Origin of the sequence: Rhizobium sp. AC44/96 (genome assembly GCF_001692185.1) — a bacterium.
In the GTDB taxonomy this organism is placed as follows: Bacteria; Pseudomonadota; Alphaproteobacteria; order Rhizobiales; family Rhizobiaceae; genus Rhizobium.
Window position 1 is genome coordinate 96,230 of sequence record NZ_LXKO01000035.1, and the last position, 23,656, is coordinate 119,885.

Annotated in this window: 25 protein-coding genes; 6 read left to right on the top strand and 19 right to left on the bottom strand. The window is 61.5% G+C overall.

Annotated features, from left to right (window positions below):
- Positions 1–77: 77 nt before the first annotated feature.
- Complete coding sequence (locus tag A6U87_RS22190) at positions 78–449, top strand: hypothetical protein (protein ID WP_065693776.1); 372 nt, start codon at positions 78–80, stop codon at positions 447–449.
- 101 nt (positions 450–550) lie between these two features.
- Here the strand turns inward: A6U87_RS22190 and A6U87_RS22195 are convergent, their stop codons facing one another.
- The 3 genes from A6U87_RS22195 to A6U87_RS22205 all read right to left on the bottom strand — a co-directional run bounded on the left by A6U87_RS22195 (position 551) and on the right by A6U87_RS22205 (position 2,416).
- Positions 551–1,507, bottom strand: coding sequence for a DMT family transporter (locus tag A6U87_RS22195; protein ID WP_065693487.1), 957 nt, complete (start codon positions 1,505–1,507; stop codon positions 551–553).
- 119 nt (positions 1,508–1,626) lie between these two features.
- Positions 1,627–2,103, bottom strand: a complete 477-nt coding sequence (locus A6U87_RS22200; protein WP_065693488.1) for an NUDIX domain-containing protein — start codon at positions 2,101–2,103, stop codon at positions 1,627–1,629.
- Between the two features lie 19 nt (positions 2,104–2,122).
- A complete protein-coding gene (locus A6U87_RS22205) occupies positions 2,123–2,416 on the bottom strand; it encodes a hypothetical protein (protein WP_244499557.1) in 294 nt (97 codons plus the stop codon).
- Positions 2,417–2,773: 357 nt separating this feature from the next.
- Between A6U87_RS22205 and A6U87_RS22210 the strand changes: the two genes are divergently transcribed.
- Complete coding sequence (locus A6U87_RS22210; protein WP_065693778.1) at positions 2,774–3,262, top strand: GAF domain-containing protein; 489 nt, start codon at positions 2,774–2,776, stop codon at positions 3,260–3,262.
- Positions 3,263–3,274: 12 nt separating this feature from the next.
- Here the strand turns inward: A6U87_RS22210 and A6U87_RS22215 are convergent, their stop codons facing one another.
- From A6U87_RS22215 to hemN, 9 genes are all read right to left on the bottom strand, one after another.
- On the bottom strand, positions 3,275–3,625 hold the full coding sequence (locus tag A6U87_RS22215; protein ID WP_065693489.1) for a ribbon-helix-helix domain-containing protein: 351 nt from the start codon (positions 3,623–3,625) through the stop codon (positions 3,275–3,277).
- A 24-nt stretch (positions 3,626–3,649) separates the two neighbouring features.
- Positions 3,650–4,246 (bottom strand): DJ-1/PfpI family protein, encoded by a 597-nt coding sequence (locus A6U87_RS22220; protein ID WP_065693490.1) that lies wholly within the window; start codon positions 4,244–4,246, stop codon positions 3,650–3,652.
- A gap of 154 nt (positions 4,247–4,400) precedes the next feature.
- On the bottom strand, positions 4,401–4,511 hold the full coding sequence (gene cydX, locus A6U87_RS22225) for a cytochrome bd-I oxidase subunit CydX (RefSeq protein ID WP_018857158.1): 111 nt from the start codon (positions 4,509–4,511) through the stop codon (positions 4,401–4,403).
- Between the two features lie 12 nt (positions 4,512–4,523).
- Positions 4,524–5,678, bottom strand: a complete 1,155-nt coding sequence (cydB, locus tag A6U87_RS22230; protein ID WP_065693491.1) for a cytochrome d ubiquinol oxidase subunit II — start codon at positions 5,676–5,678, stop codon at positions 4,524–4,526.
- Positions 5,679–5,684: 6 nt separating this feature from the next.
- Positions 5,685–7,265 carry a cytochrome ubiquinol oxidase subunit I gene (locus A6U87_RS22235; protein WP_065693492.1) on the bottom strand — a complete coding sequence of 527 codons (1,581 nt, stop codon included), beginning with the start codon at positions 7,263–7,265 and terminating at the stop codon, positions 5,685–5,687.
- Between the two features lie 76 nt (positions 7,266–7,341).
- Entirely contained in the window at positions 7,342–9,030 is a 1,689-nt protein-coding gene (locus tag A6U87_RS22240) for an amino acid ABC transporter ATP-binding/permease protein (protein WP_065693493.1), read from the bottom strand.
- A complete protein-coding gene (gene cydD / locus A6U87_RS22245) occupies positions 9,027–10,724 on the bottom strand; it encodes a thiol reductant ABC exporter subunit CydD (RefSeq protein WP_065693494.1) in 1,698 nt (565 codons plus the stop codon). The genes A6U87_RS22240 and cydD overlap by 4 nt, the downstream gene beginning before the upstream one ends.
- Before the next feature lie 4 nt (positions 10,725–10,728).
- Entirely contained in the window at positions 10,729–11,307 is a 579-nt protein-coding gene (locus tag A6U87_RS22250; protein WP_065693495.1) for a GbsR/MarR family transcriptional regulator, read from the bottom strand.
- 149 nt (positions 11,308–11,456) lie between these two features.
- Positions 11,457–12,803 (bottom strand): oxygen-independent coproporphyrinogen III oxidase, encoded by a 1,347-nt coding sequence (gene hemN / locus A6U87_RS22255; protein WP_065693496.1) that lies wholly within the window; start codon positions 12,801–12,803, stop codon positions 11,457–11,459.
- Between the two features lie 186 nt (positions 12,804–12,989).
- Here hemN and A6U87_RS22260 point away from each other — a divergent pair, with 186 nt between their 5' ends.
- Positions 12,990–13,637, top strand: coding sequence for a Crp/Fnr family transcriptional regulator (locus tag A6U87_RS22260; RefSeq protein WP_083199643.1), 648 nt, complete (start codon positions 12,990–12,992; stop codon positions 13,635–13,637).
- A 99-nt stretch (positions 13,638–13,736) separates the two neighbouring features.
- Positions 13,737–14,900 carry an aminotransferase gene (locus A6U87_RS22265; RefSeq protein ID WP_065693497.1) on the top strand — a complete coding sequence of 388 codons (1,164 nt, stop codon included), beginning with the start codon at positions 13,737–13,739 and terminating at the stop codon, positions 14,898–14,900.
- A gap of 64 nt (positions 14,901–14,964) precedes the next feature.
- Here the strand turns inward: A6U87_RS22265 and A6U87_RS22270 are convergent, their stop codons facing one another.
- From A6U87_RS22270 to A6U87_RS22295, 6 genes are all read right to left on the bottom strand, one after another.
- Positions 14,965–16,074 (bottom strand): Gfo/Idh/MocA family protein, encoded by a 1,110-nt coding sequence (locus A6U87_RS22270; protein WP_065693498.1) that lies wholly within the window; start codon positions 16,072–16,074, stop codon positions 14,965–14,967.
- A 10-nt stretch (positions 16,075–16,084) separates the two neighbouring features.
- Positions 16,085–16,870, bottom strand: coding sequence for a trehalose utilization protein ThuA (locus tag A6U87_RS22275; protein ID WP_016554600.1), 786 nt, complete (start codon positions 16,868–16,870; stop codon positions 16,085–16,087).
- A gap of 73 nt (positions 16,871–16,943) precedes the next feature.
- Positions 16,944–17,972, bottom strand: coding sequence for an ABC transporter ATP-binding protein (locus A6U87_RS22280; protein ID WP_065693499.1), 1,029 nt, complete (start codon positions 17,970–17,972; stop codon positions 16,944–16,946).
- 12 nt (positions 17,973–17,984) lie between these two features.
- On the bottom strand, positions 17,985–18,815 hold the full coding sequence (locus tag A6U87_RS22285; protein ID WP_065693500.1) for a carbohydrate ABC transporter permease: 831 nt from the start codon (positions 18,813–18,815) through the stop codon (positions 17,985–17,987).
- Complete coding sequence (locus A6U87_RS22290) at positions 18,815–19,801, bottom strand: carbohydrate ABC transporter permease (protein ID WP_065693501.1); 987 nt, start codon at positions 19,799–19,801, stop codon at positions 18,815–18,817. The genes A6U87_RS22285 and A6U87_RS22290 overlap by 1 nt, the downstream gene beginning before the upstream one ends.
- Before the next feature lie 88 nt (positions 19,802–19,889).
- A complete protein-coding gene (locus A6U87_RS22295; RefSeq protein WP_065693502.1) occupies positions 19,890–21,155 on the bottom strand; it encodes an ABC transporter substrate-binding protein in 1,266 nt (421 codons plus the stop codon).
- Between the two features lie 321 nt (positions 21,156–21,476).
- Between A6U87_RS22295 and A6U87_RS22300 the strand changes: the two genes are divergently transcribed.
- Together A6U87_RS22300 and A6U87_RS22305 are read left to right on the top strand one after the other, a co-directional pair.
- Entirely contained in the window at positions 21,477–22,502 is a 1,026-nt protein-coding gene (locus tag A6U87_RS22300) for a substrate-binding domain-containing protein (RefSeq protein WP_065693503.1), read from the top strand.
- Positions 22,503–22,830: 328 nt separating this feature from the next.
- A complete protein-coding gene (locus tag A6U87_RS22305) occupies positions 22,831–23,190 on the top strand; it encodes a hypothetical protein (RefSeq protein WP_065693504.1) in 360 nt (119 codons plus the stop codon).
- Positions 23,191–23,197: 7 nt separating this feature from the next.
- Here the strand turns inward: A6U87_RS22305 and A6U87_RS22310 are convergent, their stop codons facing one another.
- Positions 23,198–23,590, bottom strand: a complete 393-nt coding sequence (locus A6U87_RS22310) for a DUF779 domain-containing protein (protein WP_065693505.1) — start codon at positions 23,588–23,590, stop codon at positions 23,198–23,200.
- Between the last annotated feature and the right edge of the window lie 66 nt (positions 23,591–23,656).

Genomic DNA, 23,656 nt, shown 5'->3' on the forward strand with positions numbered 1-23,656 from the left:
ATCCGGAAGACTGCTTCCGACCAATAAGAATGAATCGAATGCGTTGCGGCCCAGGTCGCGCGAACATGGAGATTTCGATGATGCAATTTCTGACCAAGGCGGGCTTTGCCTTGGTGCTTGCCGCCGGCACATTCGCCGGGGCTGTGGCACCGGCCTCCGCTCAGGTGGATATCTATATTGGTGACGGTCGTCCACCACCGCCGCCCGGTTATGGCCGCCCGCCACCACCTCCCGGTTACTATCGTCCGCCACCGCCGCCGCCAGGCTACGGTCGCCCCCGTGGATGCGATCCGCGCATGGCGGAAGATATTGCTCGCGACTATGGCTTTCGCCGTGCCCGCGTCGTCGATGTCACGCCCCGCCGCGTGATCGTCCAGGGTTGGACGCGTCGCGGTGCTGACGAGATCAGCTTCGGCAATGTTCGCGGCTGCCCGGTCTGGCGCCGATAGTCGCCAGTTTCGATCTCAGATCGCTTGAAATGAAACACCCTGCCTGCGCTACCGCGCGGCAGGGTGTTTTCGTTTCAGGCAAGAAAGCAAGCGCGATGCGATCAGGCCGTTTTTCTTTGGGCTTCGTCAGCGTCGATCGACGTGGCAAGGGGGGCCTGGCTGTCGGAGGAAACAACAGCCCTCGGCAGCGGTGTTCCGCGCTTGCGCTCGCGAGCCAGCGTCAGCAGTCCCGAGCAGATGATCAGGAGGATGCCGCCTGCCATCGGCAGATCGATCGCGTCGTCGAAGATCAGGTAGCCGAAGGCGATCGCCCAGAGCATCTGGCTGTATTGCGGTGGCGCGACAAGATTTGCGGGCGCGATGCGCGCGGCGGTCATCAGCAGGACGTTGCCCGCGGCGCCAAGCAGACCGTAACTGGCGATAAAGAGCCATTGATACGGGGTGGGCATCGCAAATTGTGGGATCATCAGCACGCCGCTGACGATCAGCGTGCCCAGGAGCGCAGCGCCATAGAGCGAGAGGCGTTTTTCGGCCGGGCCCATCTTGCGCAGAACGACGATCGAGATGGCCGCAGCCAGCCCACCGATGGCCGCCGCGAGATGGCCGATCGACAGTTCGCGAAAGCCGGGGCGCAACACCACGAGAACACCGGCGAAACCGACGGCGACCGCCGCCCAGCGCTGCCAGCGAACATCTTCCTTCAGGAAGATGACCGACAGGATGGTGACGAAGGAGGGGAGCAGGAACAGCAGGCAGAAGGCTTCGGCCATCGGCAGCTTGGTAAAGGTGATGATCGAGGCAATGGCGCCGACAGCACCGCAGACAAAGCGCAGCAGCCAGAGCGGGCGGTTCGTCGTTCTCACGACATCGAACCAGGAATCACCCTTGGCCTTGATGAAGGGGAGTGCCGCGATGCCGAACACGGCGCCGATGAAGGCGATCTCGTAGGCGGGCACGCTGCCGTGCAGGATCTTGATCGACGCGTCGCTGAACGCAAACACGGCGTAGGCGGCAAACGCAATGAGAACACCGCGCACCGGCGAAGATATAGCTGTCATGAGGCCAGAATCATTTTGAGGGGAGCCAGAATCACCGTGGCGCGGTCTGTTCCGCAAAGCGAGCGCTGAATGGGAATAGCTGCCATGCACAATCGCAAGCCACTCGGGAAATTGAGCCCTCAGCCGCCCGCCGATGATGCCGGGAAACGCTCTGCGAATGCGAGCAGGATAGGGCGCTGGCCGGGTAGAAGCTTCACGTCCGCTTCCGGCAGAGTAAACCATGCCGCCCGATCGACCTCCGGAAACTCTCGCATGGCTCCCGAGCGAGGCGGCCATTCCATGGAGAAGGTGTTGCTCCTGATTGAGGACGCGTCGAGGTCCGCCCTAACCGCCCAGGCGATCACCATCTTACCGCCCGGTTGTTTGAAACAGCCGAGATCGGTGAACGAACCATCGATATCGACGCCGATCTCCTCTTTGGTCTCACGTCTTGCAGCCGCAAGGTCGTCCTCACCCTCGTTCACGAGGCCCTTGGGAATGGACCAGCATCCCTCGTCCTTCTTCGCCCAGTAGGGGCCGCCGGGGTGAACGAGCAATACCTCGCGGCGATCCTCGTGCTGGCGGCAGATCAGCAAACCGGCACTTCGCTTTGTCACTGTGTCCTCGGTCGTTCGGTCAGTTTGTGCCGCGGCGCAGTGCTGCTCCGTAGTCACGATAGACGCTCAGGCAGTCGGTATAGCTCAGCGACTCGTTGGCGCCATAGATCACATGAGCGCTCGACGCATTGGTTGCGGCCTCCTCCGAGACGAAGAGGATCGCCTCACCGAGCGATTTTCCCGTGATCGGTGCATCCGTACCATCCTCGAGTGTGATCCCCTTGATGATGGCCGCGATCTGGCGGTGGCTGAAAACCGCCTGTCTGTCTTCCGGTGTCATTGTCCTTGCCTCGATCTGAAAATGAATGGTCATATTTGACGGTCACCACGCCCAGGGCGCAACAATGGTTGCCGCGCCTGTCGGTTCGGTGCTTTGACGTCATTTAAAATCACTCAGGCGTCGCCGAAGGGGCACTTCCTTTGCCGTCGCCAGCCCTACCAGGCCAAGCCGGAGTTATAGGCTCCATGGCCGCTTGCAGCGGCCCTCGGAATTCGTGACCGCGCCAGAAATAGATATGGTGGGATTGCCGTCCGGCAAGGTCGTTGCGGTCGTAATCACGGTGAATTTAGCGCAAGTGAAGCGGCGCCAGAATGCGGCTCTTCCGATTGGCAAGGGATGCGTGGATCACTATATGGAAGCCATCCCGAAACAAGACGAGCGATGACTGACATGTTCCAGGCGGCAAAGATCGATCACAGCGACAAAATTGCGTTCTATCGGGAACTGAGCCAACAGCTTCAGGGCCTTTTGCATGGAGAAAGTGATGTGATCGCCAATGCGGCGAACACCTCGGCCTTGATGTTCGAGGCGATGCCGGATCTGAACTGGGCAGGCTTCTACTTTCTGAAATCGCGGGATGAACTGGTACTCGGACCATTCCAGGGCCGAACCGCGTGCGTGCGCATTGCCGTCGGTCGCGGTGTCTGCGGAACCGCCGTCGAAAAGGGCGTTTCGATCCTGGTCGAAGACGTTCACGAATTTCCCGGCCACATCGCCTGCGACGCGGCCTCGCGGTCGGAGCTGGTGGTACCGCTCCATCACGAGGGCAAGATCCTCGGGGTCATCGATCTCGATAGCCCGACCGCCTCGCGTTTCGATACGGATGATCAGGCGGGAGTGGAAGCGCTGGCCAGGATTTTCGTCCAGGCCAGCTACTAGGCGCCATCCGGTTCAGTGATATTTCTGCCGTTCGCGACCGAGGATCGCCGGTGCGTTGAGGCCGGCGATCGGTTGGGTGGCATCGGTGGGGATATCCCCCGTCAGCTGCAGATCGAGATAGCGTGCGCAGCATACTCTGAGAAACGAAGTGAAGTTTCCGAGATCGTGGCCTGCATCGATCGACTCGTGGTGCAGGCGCGTGATCAGCTGCGTGACATTCATGCGGTCGCGCCGGGCAATTTCCTCAAGCTTTGACCAGAAGAAATTCTCCAGACGAACGCTCGTCACCATGCCATCGATGCGAAGCGAACGCGTCGTGCTCTCCCAGAGCCTGGCGTCCGCCTTGATGAACAGTTCGCACATCCCGTCCTCCTGTCGCCACGCTCCTCAGGCGGCATTCGTTTGTAGCAGGGCTGCAGCGTCTAGCACAGCCATGAACTGTCGCAGCCACGAGGGGTGCGCCGGCCAGGCCGGTGCCGTGACGAGGTTGCCGTCGGATACGGCATCGCTGATCGCGATGTCGGCGTAGGTGCCACCCGCGAGTTCGACTTCGGGCCGGCAGGCAGGATAGGCCGAGCAGGTGCGTCCCTTGAGAACGCCCGCCGCCGCGAGCAACTGCGCGCCATGGCAGATTGCAGCCACCGGCTTTCCTGCCTCGAAGAAGTGCTGCACGGCCTTGATGACTTCAGGATTGAGACGCAGGTATTCCGGGGCGCGACCGCCTGGGATGACCAGAGCGTCGTAGTCTTCAGCGCGAATGCTGGAGAAGGTGGCATTCAACGCGAAGTTATGACCGCGCTTTTCGGAGTATGTCTGGTCGCCTTCGAAATCGTGAATGGCCGTTGCGACGGTTTCCCCGGCATTCTTGCCCGGGCACACGGCGTGCACCGTATAGCCGCAGGCGAGCAGCGTCTGGAACGGCACCATCGTTTCATAGTCCTCGGTGAAATCACCGGTGATCATCAGAATTTTAGAAGTTGGCATTTGTTTCCTCCCGAAACCAACGCGGGAAGAGTAGCAAAGCCGGAGAATGCGCGGGTACTAAGGGAATACTACAGGCGAATATTCTCGTCGGACGCAGAAAAAAGGATGCGCCCTGTGTGGGCGCATCCGATGTCTCGACGGAAAGAACGCAGTGCTACTGCTTCTTCTTCTTGGCCTCATCGTCCATCAGTTCGTACCACATGGCGTTGAGGACGGCGAAGGCGGCCGCGAGCGGCAAGCCAAGGATCCATGCGAAATACCACATCGTCTTTCTCCTTCAGTAAGCGTGGCCGCTCTTGTCGTTGACAGTTCGTTCGTCGACCTTGCCCCAGAGCACTTTGTAGACCCAGGCGGTATAGGCGAAGATGATCGGTAGGAAGATCACCGCGACCACGAGCATGGTGAACAGGGTCGAGTGGCTCGATGATGCATCCCATACCGTCAGGCTCGACTTCGGATCGAGCGACGACGGCAGGATGAACGGGAACATCGAGAGGCCGACGGTGGAAATGATGCCGAAGATCGACACCTTGCTGAAAAGCAGGGCCACGACTTCCCATCTCGCCCGCAGAGCTATGAAGGCTGCCGCCGCGCCGGCGAAGCCGAGGATTGGCGCAATCAGCATCCACGGGTGCGCACTGTAGTTGGCGAGCCACGAGCCGTCGTGGGTGGCCGTCTTCAGAAGCGGGTTCGACGGGCCGATCGGGTTGATCTCGCTGGTGATGCTGTACCCATGCACCCCAATCGCCAGGAAGACCCCGCCAAGCGCGAAGAGGGCAAGCACGACCAGCGCAGCCAGGCTGCCATAGCTTCTCGCCCGTTCGGCAACCGGACCCGTTGCCTTGAGGATCAGCCAGGCGGCGCCGTGCAAGGTGAGCATGGCCACCGACAACAGCCCGCAGAGCAGGGCGTAGGGGTTCAGCAGGGCAAAGAACGATCCTTCGTAGAAGATGCGCATATCGGCCGGATCAAACCGGAACGGCACGCCCTGCAGCACGTTGCCGACTGCCACGCCGAAGATCAGCGACGGTACGAAACCACCGATGAACAAGGCCCAGTCCCAGTTGTTGCGCCAGCGTGGGCTCTCGCGCTTGGAGCGGTACTTGAAGCCGACCGGACGCAAGATGAGGGCGAGCAGGATCGCGAACATCGCCAGATAGAAGCCCGAGAACGACACAGCGTAGAGGGGTGGCCATGCGGCGAAGATGGCGCCGCCGCCGAGGATCAGCCAGACTTGGTTTCCTTCCCAGACCGGGCCGATCGTATTGATGGCGATGCGCCGCTCGGTATCCGTCTTGGCGACGAAAGGCAGCAGCGTACCGACGCCAAGGTCGAAGCCATCACTGGCGGCAAAGGCGATCAGGAGGACGCCGAGAAGCAGCCACCAGATCATGCGCAGGATGTCGTAGTCTATGAGTTCGTGCAGGATCATGGTGGATCACTCCGCAGCGGGAACGAGGGTTTCGGAAATGAGCTCGGCTTCCGGCTCGTCGTCCGGTTCCGGTCCCTTCTGAATGGCGCGGATCATCAAGGTCATCTCGACAACGATCAGCGCCGTGTAGAGGGCAGCAAAGCCGATGATGGTCAGCAGGACGGTGCTTGCACCGAGGCTCGACACCGCCATTGCCGTCGGCAGGACACCTTCGATCACCCATGGCTGGCGGCCGATTTCTGCCACGATCCAGCCTGCTTCGATGGCAATCCAGGGAAGCGGGATGGCGAAGACGGCAATCGTCAGCAGCAGCGGGTATTTATCGAGGTGCCGGCGTGCCGAGAGCCAGAAGAACGTGGCCGTCAGGACGATGAAGAACATGCCAAGCCCGACCATGATGCGGAACGACCAGAACAGCGTTGGCACGTGCGGGATGGTGTCGCGCGCGGCCTGCGTGATCTGTGCGTCGGTCGCCTGGCGCGGATCATCGACGTAGCGCTTCAGGAGAAGGGCATAGCCAAGCTCATGTCCCAGTTCCTCGAAGGAGCTGCGGAGCTGAGGCGCGATCGCGTCCGGCGTTGCGGCTGCGCGGATCTGCATCAGCGCATCGTAGGCCTTGATACCGTCGCGGATACGGGCTTCGGCCTGCTGTTCGAGCTTATCGATGCCGGGGATCTCCGTCGTCAGCGAGCGCGTGCCGATCAGACCCATGACCCACGGGATATGGACGGCAAAGTGGGTTTCGCGCGCTTCCTGATCCGGGAAGCCGAAGGCGGTGAAGGCTGCGGGCGCCGGTTCCGTCTTCCACATGGCCTCGATGGCGGCGAGCTTCATCTTCTGGTTTTCGGTCGCGAGATAGCCGCTCTCGTCACCGAGGACGACGACCGAAAGCGCCGAGGCAAGGCCGAACGACGCCGCAACCGTCATCGACCGCTTGGCGAGCTCGATGTGGCGTCCCTTCAGGAGGTACCAGGCCGAAACGCCGAGCACGAAGATCGAGGCACAGACGTAGCCGGCCGAAACGGTATGGACGAACTTCGCCTGGGCAACAGGATTAAAGACCACGTCGAAGAAGCTTGTGACCTCCATGCGCATCGTCTGTGGGTTCAGCGCCGAGCCCACGGGGTTCTGCATCCAGCCGTTGGCGATGAGGATCCAGAGTGCCGAGAAGTTGGAGCCCAGTGCTACGCACCATGTCGCCACCAGGTGACCGACCTTCGAGAGCTTGTCCCATCCGAAGAAGAACAGCCCCACGAACGTCGCCTCGAGGAAGAAGGCCATCAGCCCCTCGATCGCCAGCGGCGCGCCGAAGATGTCGCCGACATAGTAGCTGTAGTAGCTCCAGTTCATGCCGAACTGGAATTCCATGACGATGCCGGTGGCAACGCCGATGGCAAAGTTGATGCCGAACAATACGCCCCAGAACTTCGTCATCTGTCGCCAGATCTGGCGACCGGTCATGACGTAGACCGTTTCCATGATCGCCAGCAGCACGGATAGCCCAAGCGTCAATGGCACGAACAAAAAGTGATAGAGCGCAGTGAGCGCAAATTGGAAGCGCGATAGCGCGACTATGTCTAGTTCCATTATCTTTCTCCCACGACCCCACAGGGTACGAAGAGTTTCCGCCGGGCCGGATTGCCAGGCGGTCATGCGGTTTGGCTCAGTCCGGCCTCAGCCGGTTCAAAGCCTTTTCGAACGCCGCCTCTCCACGGCGTGAAACTTCTGTGATGCGCCCATGATCGACGAGGGCGATCGCGTCGGCGATCTCGGCCTCGCGGCGGATGTGAGTTGCGATGACCAGCGAGCGGTCGCCAACCCGTTCCACCAGTCGACGCATGACGTCGCGGGCGGTCGGGCCATCCAGCCCCTCCGTCGGTTCGTCCAGCAGCCAGAGGGGCGTGTCGCGCAGGAACAGACGTGCAAGCGCCAGACGGCGTGATTGGCCGCCAGAAAGCCCGATTCCGCCTTCTCCGAGTGGTGTGTCCAACCCTTGCGGAAGGGCCGAAACATCGGCAAGCAGGCCGGCCGCGGTGAGTACCTCGCGAAGTTCGTCATCCCCGGCATCGGGCTTGGCGAGTTGGAGATTGCCACGCAGGGTGTCGCGGAAAAGCTCGGTTCGCTGCGTCAGGAGCGTTGCCTCGAGGCTTGCTACGGTTCCGCGATCGGCCTGCATTTCCGCTGCGAGAAGCGCAAGCCGCGTCGATTTTCCAGCTCCACTTGTCCCGATCAGCGCGAGCTTTTCGCCAGCTTTCAAATCCAGCGTGACGGTATCGAGCGCGGTTGCTTCGGTATCATAGCCTGCACTGGCAGCGGAGATGCTGAACGCCAGTCCTCCGGCAGGCGGGTTGTTTCGCTGCGTTGCCTCGGTTGTCGAAAGGCGGGGAGCAATGCGACGGGCGGCAAGGAGTGTGCGGCCTAGCTCCATCGCGCCGCGGCGAAGCGCTCCAAACGGCTCGACGGCGGCAAAGGCGATCAGCACGCCGAGTGCCGCAGTCGGGGCGGTGATCGAACCAGCGCCGGCTAGAGCCGCCACGGCCAGAAGGGAGCCGCTCAGGAGTATCGTCGAGGTCAGGCCGAAGCCGAAGACGACGCCGGCATCGATACGGTTGAGCCGTTCGTCGGCGTTGGCGGCATATCGGTCAGCCTCGGCAACGGCGGCGCACTGCGCATCAAGCCGTCCGGCCATGAGCAGATCGGTCTGGCCGGCGACAAGATCGATCGTGCGAACACGCATCGCCTCGATGCCGTAGGCGCGGCGGCGCGCATGGCGCGCGGCCCGACGTCCGGCGGCAAGCGGAAGGCCGAGACCGGCGGTGAGCAGCAGCAGACCTGCCAGCAATCCGAAAAGCGGATGCATCAGCCCGAGCGCGATACTGGCCACCACGCCTGCGATGATCGCGACACCCGCGGGGACCAGCACGCGCAGGTAAAGCGAATCCAAAGCGTCGATGTCGCCGGTGAGCCGGAAGAGCAGGCGGGCCGGACGACGCACCAGATCCTGCGCTGCGCGGGCCTCGGACCAGCCACGGAACAGTCGTTCGCGAAGTGCTGCCAGTACGCCGAGCGTCGCGTCGTGCGTGGTCAGGCGCTCGCCGTAGCGCGATGCCGTACGCCCGATCGCGAGCAGCCGGATCCCGGCCGATGGGGCGAAGACATCGAAGACGACGGCGGTTGTGGTCGAAAGCCCGGCGATCGCCGTCGCTGTGATGAACCAGCCCGATAGTCCCAGCAGTGCGATGCCGGCGGTCACCGTCGTGGCGGAAAGGGCCGCACCCACAAGCAGGCTGCGCCGCCGCTCTGCGAAGAACAGTGCGAGGATGGGCTTGAGATTGGAAAGCGAGGCGTTCATTCGGCGGCCTCCCGCGCAGGCTCGGCATCGATGATGATCGTGCGGCCCATGCGCGCGGCCAGGCGCGGGTCATGGGTTGCGACGACGAGCGTTCGGCCCTTGGCGAGCGCCAGCAGGCTTTCGATGACATCGTTGGCGGTTTCGGTGTCCAGGTGAGCGGTCGGTTCATCGGCCAGCAGGATGCGCGCATCGGGCTTGCTCGCAGCCCGCGCGATGGCAAGCCGCAACGCCTCTCCGCCGGAGAGGCCGCCACCGCCATCGCCCAGCTGCCGACGCCGATAAGCGGCAGCGAGCTTGCCGAGCTTGGCAAAATCGAGCGCTTCGGCAGCCTGCCGGGGCGACACGCCTGGCCTTCCGAGCGAGACGTTCTGCGTGATGGTGCCGGCAAATATATGCGGCTTCTGGCCTATCCAGGCGATGGTCTCCTGGGCGGTGGGACCGGTATCCTGGACGTCGATGAGGACTCGGCCAGCCTCACAAGGCGCCAGACCGGCGATCAGGCTGAGCAGGGTCGACTTGCCCGAACCGCTGGCGCCGAGGAGAGCAACATGCTCGCCGGCCCTGATGTGCAGGTCGATGTCGTCGATGCTCCTCTCAGCATCGGGGCCGTAGCGAAAGCTCACGGTTTCCAGTCGGATATCGCCGGTGCGCGTCTCGAATGGGGCCGAGACGTCGGGCGTTTCCGCCAAGGTCAGGCCGTCGCCGTCCAGGCTTTCCAGTGCCCGGATTGCCGCTTCGCCCGAGGCGCGATCGTGCCACACGGCCGAAAGCTCGCGCATTGGTTCGAAAAAGGCGGGTGCAAGCAGCAATACGAAAAGGCCCGAGGTGAGGTCGAGGCCATGTGTCCATCCGCCAAAACCGATTTGCCCGAGCAAGGAGAAGCCGACATAGACTGCGACCATCGCCACGCCGAGTGCCGCAAACAGTTCGAGAACCGCCGACGACAGGAATGCGATCTTCAGAACGGCTATGGTCCGGTCTTTCAAGGACTCGGCGTCCGCTCGCAGCTTCAGCGCGGTCACGTCGACGGCATTCAACGAACGGATGGTGGCCAGGCCGCGCAGCCGGTCGAGCAGAAAGCCGTTGAGGCCGCCGGTTGCTGCGAGCTGTTTCTCGCTCGCTGCCTGCGCGCGCCAGCCGATCAGCGCCATGAAGACCGGGATAAGCGGCATGGCGACCAACAGCACGAGGGCGGCGATCCACGACTGAGGGAAAACGAAGGCGAGTATGACCAGGGGCACTGCGCTTGCCTTGAAGCGAGCAGGCAGATAGCGCGAGAGGTAAGGGACGATCAGCTCGGCCTGTTCACCTATGATGCTTGCGGCTTCGCCGGAGCTCTGCCGTGTACCGTCGATCGGCGAGCGCCGTGCGAGCGCGGCAACCGCGCGCTCACGCCGCGCCGTCAACTCGGCACGTGCGGCGCGGAAGGCGAGGCGGCCGCCAGCCGCGTCGAGACAGCTTTTCAAGATGCCGAGAACGGCAATGATGGCGGCTGGCCAGAGAGCGTCATGGACGCCTGCGCCGTTTGCAATATGGCCTATGGCGGTGGAAAGGGCTGCCGCCTGCGGAATCCACAACAGTGCCGCAACCGTCTGGATCACGGCGGCCTTCTTGAGGCCCGGATGCCTCGGCACGGATTTTCCCGGCCCGCCCGAAGCCTGCTTTTCACTTGCGTTGAAGTAAGCACTCCCCATGGCGCTAACTCTTATTCGCAGGATTGGGCCGGCGGCTGCGGCCGAGCGAAACGACTCGGTCCTTGGCCTCCAACAGCTTCGTCACTTTCGCACCCAGGGAGAGTAACGTTGCAAGCCGCTCTGTTTCAAGTTGTTTTACGTCTTCATACCAATGCGTTAGTTGCTCGATGAGGGCGTGCATTTCGCCCATGCGCTCCTGTGCGTGTCGCTCGGCGTCACTGGCTGGTCTTTGCATCAGGATTTCACGGAGTACGGACAGCGTTGGATCGACTTCGCGCTTCTTGCGCTCTTCGGCGAGCGTACGCAGGATCAGCCACACGTCATCAGGCGTGGTGAAGAAATCGCGCCGGTCGTCCGGCTTGTGCTTGAGCAGCACGAGGTTCCACGTCTGCAGTTCCCTCAGGCTCATCGAGACATTCGACCGCGAGATGCCCAGGGCATCCGCAATCTCCTCGGCGCAAAGCGGCGAGGGCGATACGTAGAGCAGTGCATATATCTGGCCGACGGTGCGGTTGATGCCCCACCGCGACCCCATTTCCCCGAAGTGCAGAACAAAGGATTGAACGAGCGGCGGAAGATTCATGTTCGGTTTCCGTTATGTCTGTGATTTCAGAAATTTCTGAAATCACTATAACTGCGTGGGTGGTCGCGGCAACGGCAAAGGGGACGCTGCGGCAATTTGGTGTCGCGATGAGTGATAGGGAGATTTTAGGACGCGTTACTTGATTTGGATCAAACGGCCAGTGAATGTTTGGCGCGCCCAAGTGTCAGATATCGATCGAATTTCGAGGCAATTACGCGAACGAACGGGCGTCCTTCCGGCGTGACCGTAAAGGTGTCACCGTCGAAGCTGGTGAAGCCGTCTTCGTCGAGGAGATGCGCGCGCACAGCGTCGCTGCAGACATCGTCCGCTGCCCGCCCGTAGCGGCTGCGTAGCTCCGCCAGAGAAACGTCGTAGCTGCACATCAGGCTCTCGATCGCCGCCCCTGCCGCCCGGTCGTTTGCCGACAGGGCGATGCCGCGCGCAACGGGAAGCTCGCCTTCGGAGACGGCACGGCAGTATTGTCCGGTTGCGACAATATTCTGAACGTAGCCCTGTTGAAGCCGGCCGATCGAGGATGCCCCGAAGCCGATCAGGGTTTGCGCGTCATCGGTCGTGTAGCCTTGAAAGTTCCGCCTCAGGGCGCCGCTGGAAAGCTTCTGCGCCATGCTGTCGTCCGGCTTGGCGAAGTGATCGATACCGACGGGCGTGTAGCCCGCATCAAGGATCGCTCGTGCGCCTATGCTGGCCATTTCAAAGCGCTCGACCGGCGACGCAAGCGTGGCCGTGTCGATCATCTGCTGGTGCTTCTTTGCCCAGGGCACATGCGCATAGCCGAACATCGCCAATCGGTCAGGAGACATGGATAAAGCGAGATCGATGGTTTGCAGCAGCATCTGACAATTCTGGTGCGGTAGTCCGTAGACGATGTCGAGATTGATCGAACCGACACCGAGTTCGCGCAGCGTGTCGACGACGGCCTTGGTCTGCTCGTAGCTCTGCGGGCGATTGATCGCGGTCTGGACAACTGGGGCAAAATCCTGAACGCCGACACTTGCACGGGTCATGCCGAATGACTTCCATGCATTCAGTCGTTCGGCATCGACGTGTGTTGGGTCAATTTCGACGCTGATCTCGCAGTCCGGCAGGATATCGAAATACTGGTCCAGAGTGTCCCGCATCTGTTGAAGATCGCCCGGGCTCACGATCGTCGGCGAGCCGCCGCCGAAGTGGATGGCTGCCACCTTTCTACGGTCGGGCAGGCAGGCCGCGACGAGCGCGACCTCCTTGTTCAAGGCATCCATGTAAGCCGCGATCGGTTCATAGCGGCGAACCTGCTTGGTATGGCAGCCACAATAGAAACAGAGGCGATCGCAGAACGGGATATGAAAATAGAGGGACAAGGGACCGGGCGCGGGCTCGCCGAGCCATTGACGGTAGGTGGCCTCACCGATGCCTTCGTGGAAGTGCGGCGCTGTCGGATAGCTGGTGTAACGGGGAACGGGGGCGGCGTAGCGGGCGATGATGTCGGCGTTCATGGCAATTCCTTTTGGGGAAGGAATAGCCGGGCGCCGTCATATCTACTTTGATCTCGATCAAGAAAAAGCTGTTCTCAAGGCATGGTCGCAGTCTATGCTCTGCGCGGAGCTGATTTGATGCGCAAAGACATACATAATTCAAACATACCAGTACGTTGTCTCAGTTGTGAGGTTCGCCATAAGGGCATGTGCGGCGCGCTCAGCGAAAGCGAGCTGGTGTCGCTGTCGGCGCATACGCGGTTGACCAACTACGATGCCGGTGAAGAGCTGGCTGGCGAGAAGATGCCGGCCGAGTCCTACGCCACGGTGATCCGCGGCGTCGTGAAGCTGACGAAAACCCTCGAGGACGGTCGCCAGCAGATCGTGGGCCTGCAGTTTGCGCCTGATTTTCTCGGACGGCTGAATGCCGATGAGAACGCGGTTTCGGTGGAGGCTGCGTCCGACGTCAATCTCTGTCGCATTCCGAAGGCGACGCTTGAGCGCATGGTCAAGACCAATCCATCGCTCGCCGACCGGTTGATGGCGCAAACCTTGCGCGAACTGGACGAGGCGCGGGACTGGATGGTGACGCTCGGCCGCAAGACGGCTGCCGAGAAGGTTGCCAGCTTCCTGCTGCTGATCGCCACGCACCTCGACCCTGAGGCCAAGGGAGAGGGCCGCAGGTTCGACCTTCCGCTGTCGCGCGCCGATATTGCGGACTTTCTGGGCCTGACGATCGAGACGGTGTCGCGGCAAATGTCGAAGCTCAAGGCCGACGGCGTGATCTCCATTGCCGCCAACAGGCATATCGAAGTGCCGAAGCTCTCCAAGCTCAAGGCCTGCTGCGGTTCCTGACCGAACGCGCCGGGGCATGGCGCGAATGCGTGTTGCCGTCGCCTGCGATTTTGTGCAGGACTGCTGGCTGCATTATCCAGCATCCACAAGAGAGCATTCATGCATCCTGCCGAAGCCAATCCGCTCGTTTCCCGACTGTCGCCGCCGCCGATCCCTTCGGTTCTGGCCTGGGCGCGTGAGTACAAGGGCGGCAGGGGGCCGCTGGTCGACCTCTCGCAGGCGGTGCCCGGCTATCCCGCACATCCGGAAATGCTTCGGCTGCTTGGTGAAGCAGCGGCGTCACCCACGACGACCGGCTACGGACCGATCGAGGGCGAGGGCGTCTTGCGCGAGGCCTATGCGCAAAACATGTCGGCGGTTTACGGCGCTCCTGTGTCTGCCGGGCATGTTCACATCACGGCAGGCTGCAATCAGGCCTTCATGGCCGCTGCGATTGCGCTTGCCGGGGCGGGCGACACGGTGGCTCTGACCAATCCCTTCTATTTCAACCAGGAGACAACGCTTTCGATGCTGGGCATCAAGCGGCTGCTGGTGGAATGCGATCCTGAAAACGGCTTCCTGCCGAAGGTTTCGTCGGCCGAGCGCGCCTTGGCGGGCGGCGCGAAGGTCCTCGCGATCGTGACGCCGAACAACCCGACGGGAGCGATCTATCCGCCGGCACTGCTGCATGAGCTGTTCACCCTCTGCCGCAAATACGGCGCATGGCTCATCGTCGATGAAACCTATCGGGATTTTCTACCGGAGGGATATGGCGCGCCGCATCCGTTGCTGACGATCCCCGGCTGGGAAGACACGCTCGTTCTGCTCTACAGTTTCTCGAAGTCGTTCTGCATTCCCGGCCACCGCCTCGGCGCGATTACAGCTGGCGTCGGCGTCATCGCCGAGATCACCAAGGTGATGGATAACATGCAGATCTGCGCACCACGGGCGGCGCAGGTCGCTGTTGCCGCGGCAATGCCGATCCTTGCTGACTGGCGCGCCGGCAACCGCCTGGAGATCGCGCGGCGTGCGGATGCCCTGCGAGCGGTGATGGCACAACTGCCGGGCTGGGAAATCGGCGCGCTCGGCGCCTACTTCGCTTTCATCCGGCATCCGTTTGAAGGGCTGACTTCGGCGGCTGTTGCCGAGCGGCTGGCGAAGGAGGCCGGTGTGGTCTGCCTGCCCGGGAGCTATTTCGGGGAAGGGCAGGAGCGCTTTCTCCGGCTCGCGTTTGCAAACGCCGATGCGGCTTCCATCGGCTTGCTGGCCGATCGGCTCGCCTGACATTCCGCAGTAAAGATAAAGGCCCGCGCGAGCGGGCCTTTGGTATTTTGTGGGGTAGTGACGATCAGACGACCACTGTCAGCGGTGGGATGCGCTTGTCTGGAGCGCTGCTTTCCTGCTCCTCGGCGGCGAGCAGGTTGAGTTCACGCCGCTCCTTCTCCGACACGATCGCGAGGTCGAGGACCTTCTGCAGGTTTGCGGCGTGGCGGAAGGTGGGGTCGTCCTGCTTTCCGGTTCTGACGGCTTCCGCGAAACGCTGGTAGTTCGTCAACACGGCCGGAACCTCGATGTCGCGCCAAGTGGCGGTCTCGATGTCCTCGCCAAAGCAGCCGCGCAGTTCGGAACCGTCAGGGCGATGGATGACCTCGAGGCTGCCTTTTTCGCCATAGATGCGGAGCTTCAGCTCGTTGAGATGGCCGGTCGCCCAACGGGTCGCATGGATGACGCCGAGCGCACCATTGGTGAAATCGACCGACATCGTGAAGCTGTCGTTGGCATCCAGCAGATATTCGCCGATCTGGCCGCCCGGGGCCTTGTTGAAGGTCTTCAGGCGGGCAAAGACGTGGTCGATATCGGTCGCTGCGCCATAGGCGGCGAAGTCGAGGATGTGGATGCCGACGTCGCCGAGCACGCCGTTCGAACCGTGACCGGTCGACAGGCGCCACAGCCAGCGCGATTCCGTGCGCCAGTCGCCCCAGGCGCGCGAGACCAGCCAGCTTTGCAGGTAGGAGGCCTCGACGTGCCTGATGGTGCCGAGTTCGCCAGCCAACACCATCTCGCGGGCGCGCTGCAGAGGCGCGACGTTGCGATAGGTGAGGTTGACCATGTTGATGACGCCGGCAGCTTCAGCTGCTTCCGTCATCTCCAGCGCGTGGTCGTAATGCTCGGCCAGCGGCTTTTCGCAGAAGACGTGCTTGCCGGCTGCGATCAGCGCAAGGCTGGTCGCGTGGTGGATACGATCGGGCGTGACGTTGGTGGCCGCGTCGAAGTCACCCCATGCGATTGCTTCCTCAAGTGTGAGGAAGCGCTTCTCGATGTGGAAGTGATCGGCAAATTCGGCCAGGCGCGCCGGGTCGGTATCGACCGCGCCGACAACCTCCACGCCATCGATGGCGAGGAAGTTGGCAACCTGGTTTCTGGCCATCGAGCCAGTGCCAAGAACGAGTAGTCGCATATTGTGCTCCTCAGCGGTAACCGGCTTCGCCGGCCTGATGCAGTCGTGGGCCGCGTTCGACGATCGGCTCGAGAGCCTTTTCGACCGGCACATTCGGGGCATCGGTGATGCTCTTCAGATCGCCCTGCGGGTTATAGGCCCATTTCACGCCGTTGATGAGGACCTTCTGGACGTTGGCATCATGATAGGTCGGATAGGTTTCGTGGCCAGGGCGGAAGTAGAAAATGTTACCGGCGCCGCGGCGCCAGGTGAGGCCCGAACGGAAGACTTCGCCACCCTGGAACCAGGAGATGAACACGGTTTCCAGCGGTTCCGGCACGGAGAACTGCTCGCCGTACATTTCCTCGTTTTCGAGAACGAAGTTCTCGTCGAGACCAGCGGCGATCGGGTGACGCGGGTTGATCGTCCACAGACGCTCGCGCTCACCGGCTTCGCGCCACTTCAGCGCGCAGGGGGTGCCCATCAGGCGCTTGAAGATCTTCGAGAAGTGGCCCGAGTGCAGGACGAGCAGGCCCATGCCTTCCCAGACGCGCTTGGCGACGCGCTCGACGACGACGTCGGAGACCGCGCCGTGGTCCTTGTGGCCCCACCAGGTGAGGACGTCGGTTTCGGCAAGGCGGGCTTCCGTCAGGCCGTGCTCGGGCTCCTGCAGCGTCGCCGTCGTCGCCTGGATCGCCGGATCGGTGTTCAGCGCGTTGGCGATGGTGGTGTGCATGCCTTCGGGATAGATGCCCCGAACGATGGCATTGGTGGTTTCGTGGATGTTTTCACCCCAGACAATGGTGCGAATAGCCAAGTGATTGCTCCTTCATGCAAATGGTGGACCGGAACCGATGGGAAGCGGCCAGATCCTGCGGTTTTGGGTGGTGTCAGGCCGCGCCCTTCAGGGGAACCCTTTCGAGCGCGCGTCCGGATTGGTCGAAACGGTGAACTGAGCCCTGAACCGGGGCGACGCCCAGTTTCTGGCCGGGTTGATGGCTCGATACGCCGGTCTCGCGAACGACCAGCGGCTCCGAAGTGCCGATGTCGAGGTAGACGAAACTGTCCGAGCCGAGGATTTCGGAATGAATGACGGTGCCTGTCCAGGCGGGTGCCTGCTGGACGATCTCCATGTGCTCGGCGCGAACGCCGATGGTGTGGGCATTGTAGGGCGCCGAGAACTCGCCGGTCAGGAAGTTCATTTTCGGCGACCCGATGAAGCCGGCGACGAATACGGAATTCGGCGTCTCGTAGAGTTCGAGAGGGGTGCCGACCTGCTCGACGACGCCATCCCGCAGCACGCAGATGCGGTCGGCGAGCGTCATCGCCTCGACCTGGTCGTGGGTGACGTAGATCATTGTCGTGCCGTGCATGCTGCGGTGAAGCTTGGCGATCTCCAGGCGCGTTGCGACGCGCAACGCCGCATCGAGGTTCGACAGCGGCTCGTCGAACAGGAACACTTTGGGATCGCGGACGATGGCGCGGCCGATCGCGACACGCTGGCGCTGGCCGCCGGAAAGCTGGCGGGGCAGGCGTTCGAGATAGGGCGAAAGCTGCAGCATGCCGGCGGCCTGCTCGACGCGGGCCTTGCATTCTTCCTTCGTGTGTCCTGACAGTTTCATCCCGAAGGCCATGTTCTCGAACACGGTCATATGCGGATAGAGCGCATAGGATTGGAACACCATGGCGATGCCGCGCTTCGACGGCGCGTAGCGGTTCACTGCCTCGCCATCGAAGGACAGCGTGCCCGAGGTGATGTCCTCCAGCCCGGAGATCAGCCGCAGCAGCGTGGACTTGCCGCAGCCGGACGGGCCGACGAAGACCATGAACTCGCCCTTGCGGATATCGAGCGAGACGCCCTTAATGACTTCAAGCGCACCGAAGCTCTTTCTTACATTGTCGAGTCGAATCTGTGCCATATCGTGCTTTCTTCAACCTTTGACGCCGCCGGCTGTCAGGCCGGAAATGATGCGCCGCTGGAATATCAGGACCAGGACAACGACAGGGACCGTAACGATGACGGATGCTGCCATGATGTTGCCCCACGGGATTTCGAACTGGCTGCCGCCCGAAAGCAGGGCGATGGCAACCGGCACCGTTCGCTGAGCGTCCGATGAGGTAAATGTTAGGGCGAAGAGGAATTCGTTCCAGGCCGTAATGAAGGCAAGCAGGCCGGTCGTGACCAGAGCCGGCCACATCAGCGGCATGAAAACCTGGGTGATGATGACCCACGGAGAGGCGCCGTCAACGATCGCCGCTTCCTCGATTTCAATGGGCAGATCGCGCATGAAGGTGGTCAGAACCCAGACCGTGAAGGGTAGGGTAAAGATCATGTAGGAGAAGATCAGCGCGAAGGGCGTGTTGAAGATGCCGATCCAGCGGATCAGCTCGAACAGGCCGGCGAGGACGGCGATCTGCGGGAACATCGAGACCGACAGGATGGTCAGCATCAGCAGCGCGCGACCGCGGAAATTGACGCGGGCAAGCGCATAGGATGCGGTGACGGCAAGCAGCAGCGAGGCCGCGACCACGAGGAGGGCGACGAGCAGGGAGTTGCCGAGGCTGCGGATGAAGCTGCCTGTGGTCAGGACGTTGGTGTAGTTGGTGAGCGAGATCGAGGTCGGCCAATAGTTGACCTCGAAAAGGGCTGTGCCGGCTTTGAAGCTCGTCAGGATCGCATAGTAGAACGGGAATACCGCGATGATGACGATGACGGCGACGAGCAGGTAGAAGAGCGTGTTCTTCGTGGCGGTAAGCAGCATCAGCGTTCACTCCCGCCAAGCTTGACCCGACCGAGCCACATGTAGAGCACGGTAATCGTCGCGATGATCAGGAAGAGCACCGTCGAGGCTGTTGCTCCATAGGCGAACTTGTCGAAGTCGAAGAGGTTTTCGCGCGCCATGACCGACATGGTCTTGGTCTGCGCATTGTTCGGCGTGAGCACGTAGATCAGGTCGAAGATGCGCATGGCGTCGAGCATGCGGAAGATCACGGCGACCATGATTGCGGGTCGTACCAGCGGCAGGGTCAGGCGCCAGAAGACCTTGATCGGGTTGATGCCGTCGATCTTGGCGGCTTCGTAGATATCGGCCGGAACCATCTGCAGGCCGGCGAGGATGAGCAGCGCCATGAAGGGCGTTGTCTTCCAGACGTCGACGATCAGCACCGCGATCATCGCCGTGTCGGGATTTGCGGTCCAGGCGATCTTCTGCGTGATCAAGCCCGCGCCGAGCAGGATATCATTGAGGATGCCGAACTGGTCGTTGAGCATCCAGGCCCACATCTTGGCAGAGACGATCGTGGGGATCGCCCACGGAATGAGAATGGCGGCGCGCACGATACCGCGGCCGACGAACTGTGCGTTGAGGACCAGGGCGACGATAAGGCCGAGGGCTGTTTCGATCAGCACGGACAGTACGGTGAACTTCATCGTATTCCATACGGCGCCCCACCAGGCGGGGTCGGCGAGAAGTCCCTTGTAGACCGTGCGGCCGCTCTTCAGGGTGATCCAGGACAGGTAATTGCTGAACCCGACGAACTGCGCGTCGCCGAGGCTCGTCAGGGATGCATTGGTGAAGCTGAAATAGATGGTCCTGAACAGGGGCCATCCTGCAACGACGGCGAGGATGAACAGGGTTGGCGCCAGAAACATCCAGGCGGAACGGACGCGCTCGGAGCGCAAATCCGACGAGGCGCCCTTGGCGCGTGCGCCGGACCTCACGTTTTGAGAAACTGCAACTTCACTCATGAATCAGCGACCCGCTTCTTGAGACGATTGACGATGGCTCGTTCGGGGACGGTAGCGGCGGAGAACCCGCCGCTACCTGTTCGATCGATCACCAGTTGTCGCCCTTGAGCGAGGTCAGGTCGGCTTCGAGAAGCTCGAGGTTTTCTGCGGCAGTGCCGCTGCCGGAGAGCGTGTTGTGAACGGCGGTCCAGAACTTCGAGGAGACCTCGTTGTACTTGACCTTGGCCGAAGCCGACGGACGCGGAACCGCGTTCTGGAAGATCGGCTTCCAGTTCGGCATGAACGGCTGGGCGGCAGCAACGTCCTTGTCGTCGTAGAGCGCAACAAGCGTCGGCAGGTTGGAGAGCTCGATCGCGCGCTGCTTCTGGCTCTCCTTGGAGGTCAGGAACTTGGCGAGTGCGATCGCGGCGTCGGGGTTCTGCGAGTACTTGGAAACGGCGAGGTTCCAGCCGCCGAGCGTGGACGATGGCGTGTCGCCTTCCTTGGCAACCGGAAGCGTCGTCACGTCGAACTTGCCCTTGACGGCGCTGTCGGCACCGTTGCCGAGTGCATATGCGTAGGGCCAGTTGCGCATGAAGACGGCGTTGCCTGTCTGCCAGACGCCGCGGGATTCTTCTTCCTGATAGGCCAGGACACCGCTCGGCGAGATGCTGCCGACCCAGGCCTTGGCACGATCAAGCGCTGCTGCGGCCTTCTCGTTGTTGATGGAGATCGAGCCATCCGTCTCGATGATCTGGCCACCGCCTGATGACTTGACCCATTCCAGCGCATTGCAGGTCAAGCCTTCGTAGGCATTGCCCTGGAAGACGTAGCCCCAGAGGTCCTTTTGGCCGGCTGCGCGCTCCTTGTCCTGGATCTCCTTGGCGGTTGCCGCCATTTCATCCCAGGTCTTCGGCGGCTGCTTGCCGTACTTGTCGAGCAGGTCCTTGCGGTAGAACAGCGCCGGAGCGTCGGTATAGAGTGGCAACGCGACGAGGCGACCGTTCACGGTCTGCGATGCGATAATCGACGGGAAAAAGTCGCCGACGACATCCTTGGCAGCGTCCTTCAGGTCGACGAACTGCTCGGCGAGCTGCGGCGCCCAAATAACGTCCGTCTGATAGACGTCGACGTCCTTGTTGCCGGCGGCGAGCCACAGGCGGTACTGCGAAAACTGCTCGGTCGACGAGGACGGCATGGTCACGATGCTGACCTTGTTACCCGTTGCCTTCTCGAATTCGTCGAGCTGCTTGCGGAGCAGATCGAGGTTCTTGCCGGTCGAGCTTGCCGAAATGCTGATATTAGCGGCGAGCGAGGGCAATGCCGTGCCAATGAGTGCGGCCGCGATGACGGCCGCCGTAAGACGAAACTTCATAATCTTCCTCCCAAAAAGAACCAAACGATCTAAAATTGAAAACGGTTTGGTTGCGAAAAATTGTCAGAAGGGTGATATCGTGTCAAGCGGCGAGTTTTAGCGAGAATGCTGCGCTGCATAAAATCGATCATTGTTTATTGAAAACAAATAGATGTGTTGATTTCCGTCTGTGGAGATTTAATCGGACGCTCCATTTCGGGAATATTTGCAATTGAAATCGATTTGGCTGTTTCCAGTCGCGGTGAGTTAAGACATAAGGAAATCAGCGGTTTCGATGTATAGATGCTTGAAAAAGCTGGTGATGAAAGAACGTGTCGGAGCATGAAGCTTAAAGAGTTCGCAAAGCAATTGGGACTGTCTCCGACGACGGTCAGCCGTGCCCTGAGCGGCTATCCTGAAGTAAGCGAGGTCACTCGTGCCCGCGTTGCGGAAGAGGCCGTGCGGCTCGGCTATCGCCCGAACGTGAACGCGGTTCGGCTGAAAACGGGGCGGGCAGGCGCCATCGGCGTGGTGATGGGGCGGGCCGGCGAGTTTCACTTTGCCGAATTCATGGCCGGTATGGCCGAACGGCTTGTGACCGAAGATACCGACATTCTGGTCATTCCGATGGCCGATCCCGACCACAATGACGAGATGCAGCTCTATCGGCGACTGGTGGAAAGCCAGCGAGTCGATGCGATCATCGTGCACTCGCCGCGACCGAACGACGAGCGCATCGCGCTGCTGCACAAACTTGGAATGCCGTTCCTCGTGCACGGTCGGTCGGATATCGACGTTCCCCATGCCTGGCTCGACATCGACAATGAAGGCGCCGTGCGACGGGCGACCTCGCATCTGATCGACCTCGGCCATCGCAGGATCGCCATGATCAACGGGCGACAGGGCGCGACCTATGCGCTGCATCGCGACAACGGCTATCGCCGTGCTCTCCAGAGCCATGGCATCGAGCCGGATCCGCAGCTGATGGCCAACGGTAACTTTACCGACGAGCTCGGTTTTCGCTTTGCCCGCTCGTTTCTCGAGCAACCGAATCCGCCGACCGCCTTCGTTGCCGGCTCGATGATGACGGCGCTCGGGGTTTATCGTGCCGTGCGTTCGCTCGGGCTGCAGGTCGGGCGGGATGTTTCCCTGATCGCGCATGACGACGTTTTTCCCTATCTGACCGCCGACAACATGGTGCCTTCGCTTTCGGCCACCCGGTCGTCGATGCGTGCGGCGGGAACGCGATGTGCGGATCTGGTTCTACAGCTCATCTCGGGACGATCGCCGCTGGAGATCCATGAGCTGTGGCCAGTCGAGCTTATCCTGCGGGAATCGACAGGACCGGTGCGTCAGCCCCAGATTTGAGACCGGTGCTCGGCGATGGCCGTACGGCGGTAGAATATCGCGCGTTTCCGGCAGGTCGTGGAAATTAGATTTCGATGTGGTCGGCAATTCAGCCATCAGTTGGTTGAAGCAAGAGGCTGCGACCTTCATATTACAGACAGTTGCTCATGCAGTCGGCTAGTCCTCCCGGCCGATGATGCAACTGTTCCCCTCTGGAGGTTTTGACCTTCATGACTTCAGCCACCGTCAACAGCGGTGGCTATTTTTTTGCCCGTGCAGAGGAACAGCGCGACAGGAACTTTGTTGGCGCGCGGTCGTTTTGAGACTGATGTTCCAAAGGAGAATTCCAATGCATGTCGTCGGTACGCAAGTCATTCCGGAACAAGGTGGAAAGCGGGGTTTCACCGTCGAATTCGTCGGTCAGGGCGGTGAAGTCGTGTCGGTGCAGTTGCGCAACGATTCCGACAGAACGCTGACCTCCCATAACGCAATCGAGCGCGCAAAGACGCTGATGGGCGAACTCGCTTCGTTCGATGAGACGAAGGCAACCGACAAGCCGGCAGAGCCGCTGTTGAGCGCTCGGATGTCGGGCGATGTCGAGGAAATGGAAGAGCAGCTGGACCAGGGACTGGAAGACTCCTTTCCTGCCAGCGATCCGGTGTCGGTGACCTCGTCAGCGATTCCAACGGGGAAGGTGCGCAAGCACTGATCGGACTTCAAGTCGTCGAGCGCACCGTTGCGGGGATGGGGCAGGCCTCATCGCCGCCGAACATGCGCGAGCGCGTGAGAAAGCGCTTCTCACGGCCGTTGTCGAGCGAGAACATGCCGCCGCGGCCGGGGACCACATCGATGATGAGTTGGGTATGTTTCCACGCTTCGAACTGACTGGCGCTGATATAAACGGGAACGCCGGCGATCTCGCCGAGCTTTACGTCATTGTCGCCGACCATGAAGTCGTCGGCGGGGTAGCACATGGGCGACGAGCCGTCGCAACAGCCGCCTGACTGGTGGAACAGAATGTCGGGGTGGTCGCGCCGGATTTCGTCGATCAGGTCGATCGCAGCGTTCGTTGCCAGCACGCGCGGTTCACCGTTGACCAGTTGCTCCATGTTTCGCTCCTCCCAGGCGTAGCCCGCTCTCCCGATGAGAGAGCGGGACGGTTTTAAGACCTAGAT

Bases quoted from the DNA above. Each gene is read 5' to 3' on its own strand.
- A6U87_RS22190 (WP_065693776.1), top strand. From the start codon at position 78: ATGATGCAATTTCTGACCAAGGCGGGCTTTGCCTTGGTGCTTGCCGCC.
- A6U87_RS22195 (WP_065693487.1), bottom strand. From the start codon at position 1,507: ATGACAGCTATATCTTCGCCGGTGCGCGGTGTTCTCATTGCGTTTGCC.
- A6U87_RS22205 (WP_244499557.1), bottom strand. From the start codon at position 2,416: ATGACCATTCATTTTCAGATCGAGGCAAGGACAATGACACCGGAAGAC.
- A6U87_RS22210 (WP_065693778.1), top strand. From the start codon at position 2,774: ATGTTCCAGGCGGCAAAGATCGATCACAGCGACAAAATTGCGTTCTAT.
- A6U87_RS22215 (WP_065693489.1), bottom strand. From the start codon at position 3,625: ATGTGCGAACTGTTCATCAAGGCGGACGCCAGGCTCTGGGAGAGCACG.
- A6U87_RS22220 (WP_065693490.1), bottom strand. From the start codon at position 4,246: ATGCCAACTTCTAAAATTCTGATGATCACCGGTGATTTCACCGAGGAC.
- cydX (WP_018857158.1), bottom strand. From the start codon at position 4,511: ATGTGGTATTTCGCATGGATCCTTGGCTTGCCGCTCGCGGCCGCCTTC.
- cydB (WP_065693491.1), bottom strand. From the start codon at position 5,678: ATGATCCTGCACGAACTCATAGACTACGACATCCTGCGCATGATCTGG.
- A6U87_RS22235 (WP_065693492.1), bottom strand. From the start codon at position 7,265: ATGGAACTAGACATAGTCGCGCTATCGCGCTTCCAATTTGCGCTCACT.
- A6U87_RS22240 (WP_065693493.1), bottom strand. From the start codon at position 9,030: ATGAACGCCTCGCTTTCCAATCTCAAGCCCATCCTCGCACTGTTCTTC.
- cydD (WP_065693494.1), bottom strand. From the start codon at position 10,724: ATGGGGAGTGCTTACTTCAACGCAAGTGAAAAGCAGGCTTCGGGCGGG.
- A6U87_RS22250 (WP_065693495.1), bottom strand. From the start codon at position 11,307: ATGAATCTTCCGCCGCTCGTTCAATCCTTTGTTCTGCACTTCGGGGAA.
- hemN (WP_065693496.1), bottom strand. From the start codon at position 12,803: ATGAACGCCGACATCATCGCCCGCTACGCCGCCCCCGTTCCCCGTTAC.
- A6U87_RS22260 (WP_083199643.1), top strand. From the start codon at position 12,990: ATGTGCGGCGCGCTCAGCGAAAGCGAGCTGGTGTCGCTGTCGGCGCAT.
- A6U87_RS22265 (WP_065693497.1), top strand. From the start codon at position 13,737: ATGCATCCTGCCGAAGCCAATCCGCTCGTTTCCCGACTGTCGCCGCCG.
- A6U87_RS22270 (WP_065693498.1), bottom strand. From the start codon at position 16,074: ATGCGACTACTCGTTCTTGGCACTGGCTCGATGGCCAGAAACCAGGTT.
- A6U87_RS22280 (WP_065693499.1), bottom strand. From the start codon at position 17,972: ATGGCACAGATTCGACTCGACAATGTAAGAAAGAGCTTCGGTGCGCTT.
- A6U87_RS22285 (WP_065693500.1), bottom strand. From the start codon at position 18,815: ATGCTGCTTACCGCCACGAAGAACACGCTCTTCTACCTGCTCGTCGCC.
- A6U87_RS22290 (WP_065693501.1), bottom strand. From the start codon at position 19,801: ATGAGTGAAGTTGCAGTTTCTCAAAACGTGAGGTCCGGCGCACGCGCC.
- A6U87_RS22295 (WP_065693502.1), bottom strand. From the start codon at position 21,155: ATGAAGTTTCGTCTTACGGCGGCCGTCATCGCGGCCGCACTCATTGGC.
- A6U87_RS22300 (WP_065693503.1), top strand. From the start codon at position 21,477: ATGAAGCTTAAAGAGTTCGCAAAGCAATTGGGACTGTCTCCGACGACG.
- A6U87_RS22305 (WP_065693504.1), top strand. From the start codon at position 22,831: ATGCATGTCGTCGGTACGCAAGTCATTCCGGAACAAGGTGGAAAGCGG.
- A6U87_RS22310 (WP_065693505.1), bottom strand. From the start codon at position 23,590: ATGGAGCAACTGGTCAACGGTGAACCGCGCGTGCTGGCAACGAACGCT.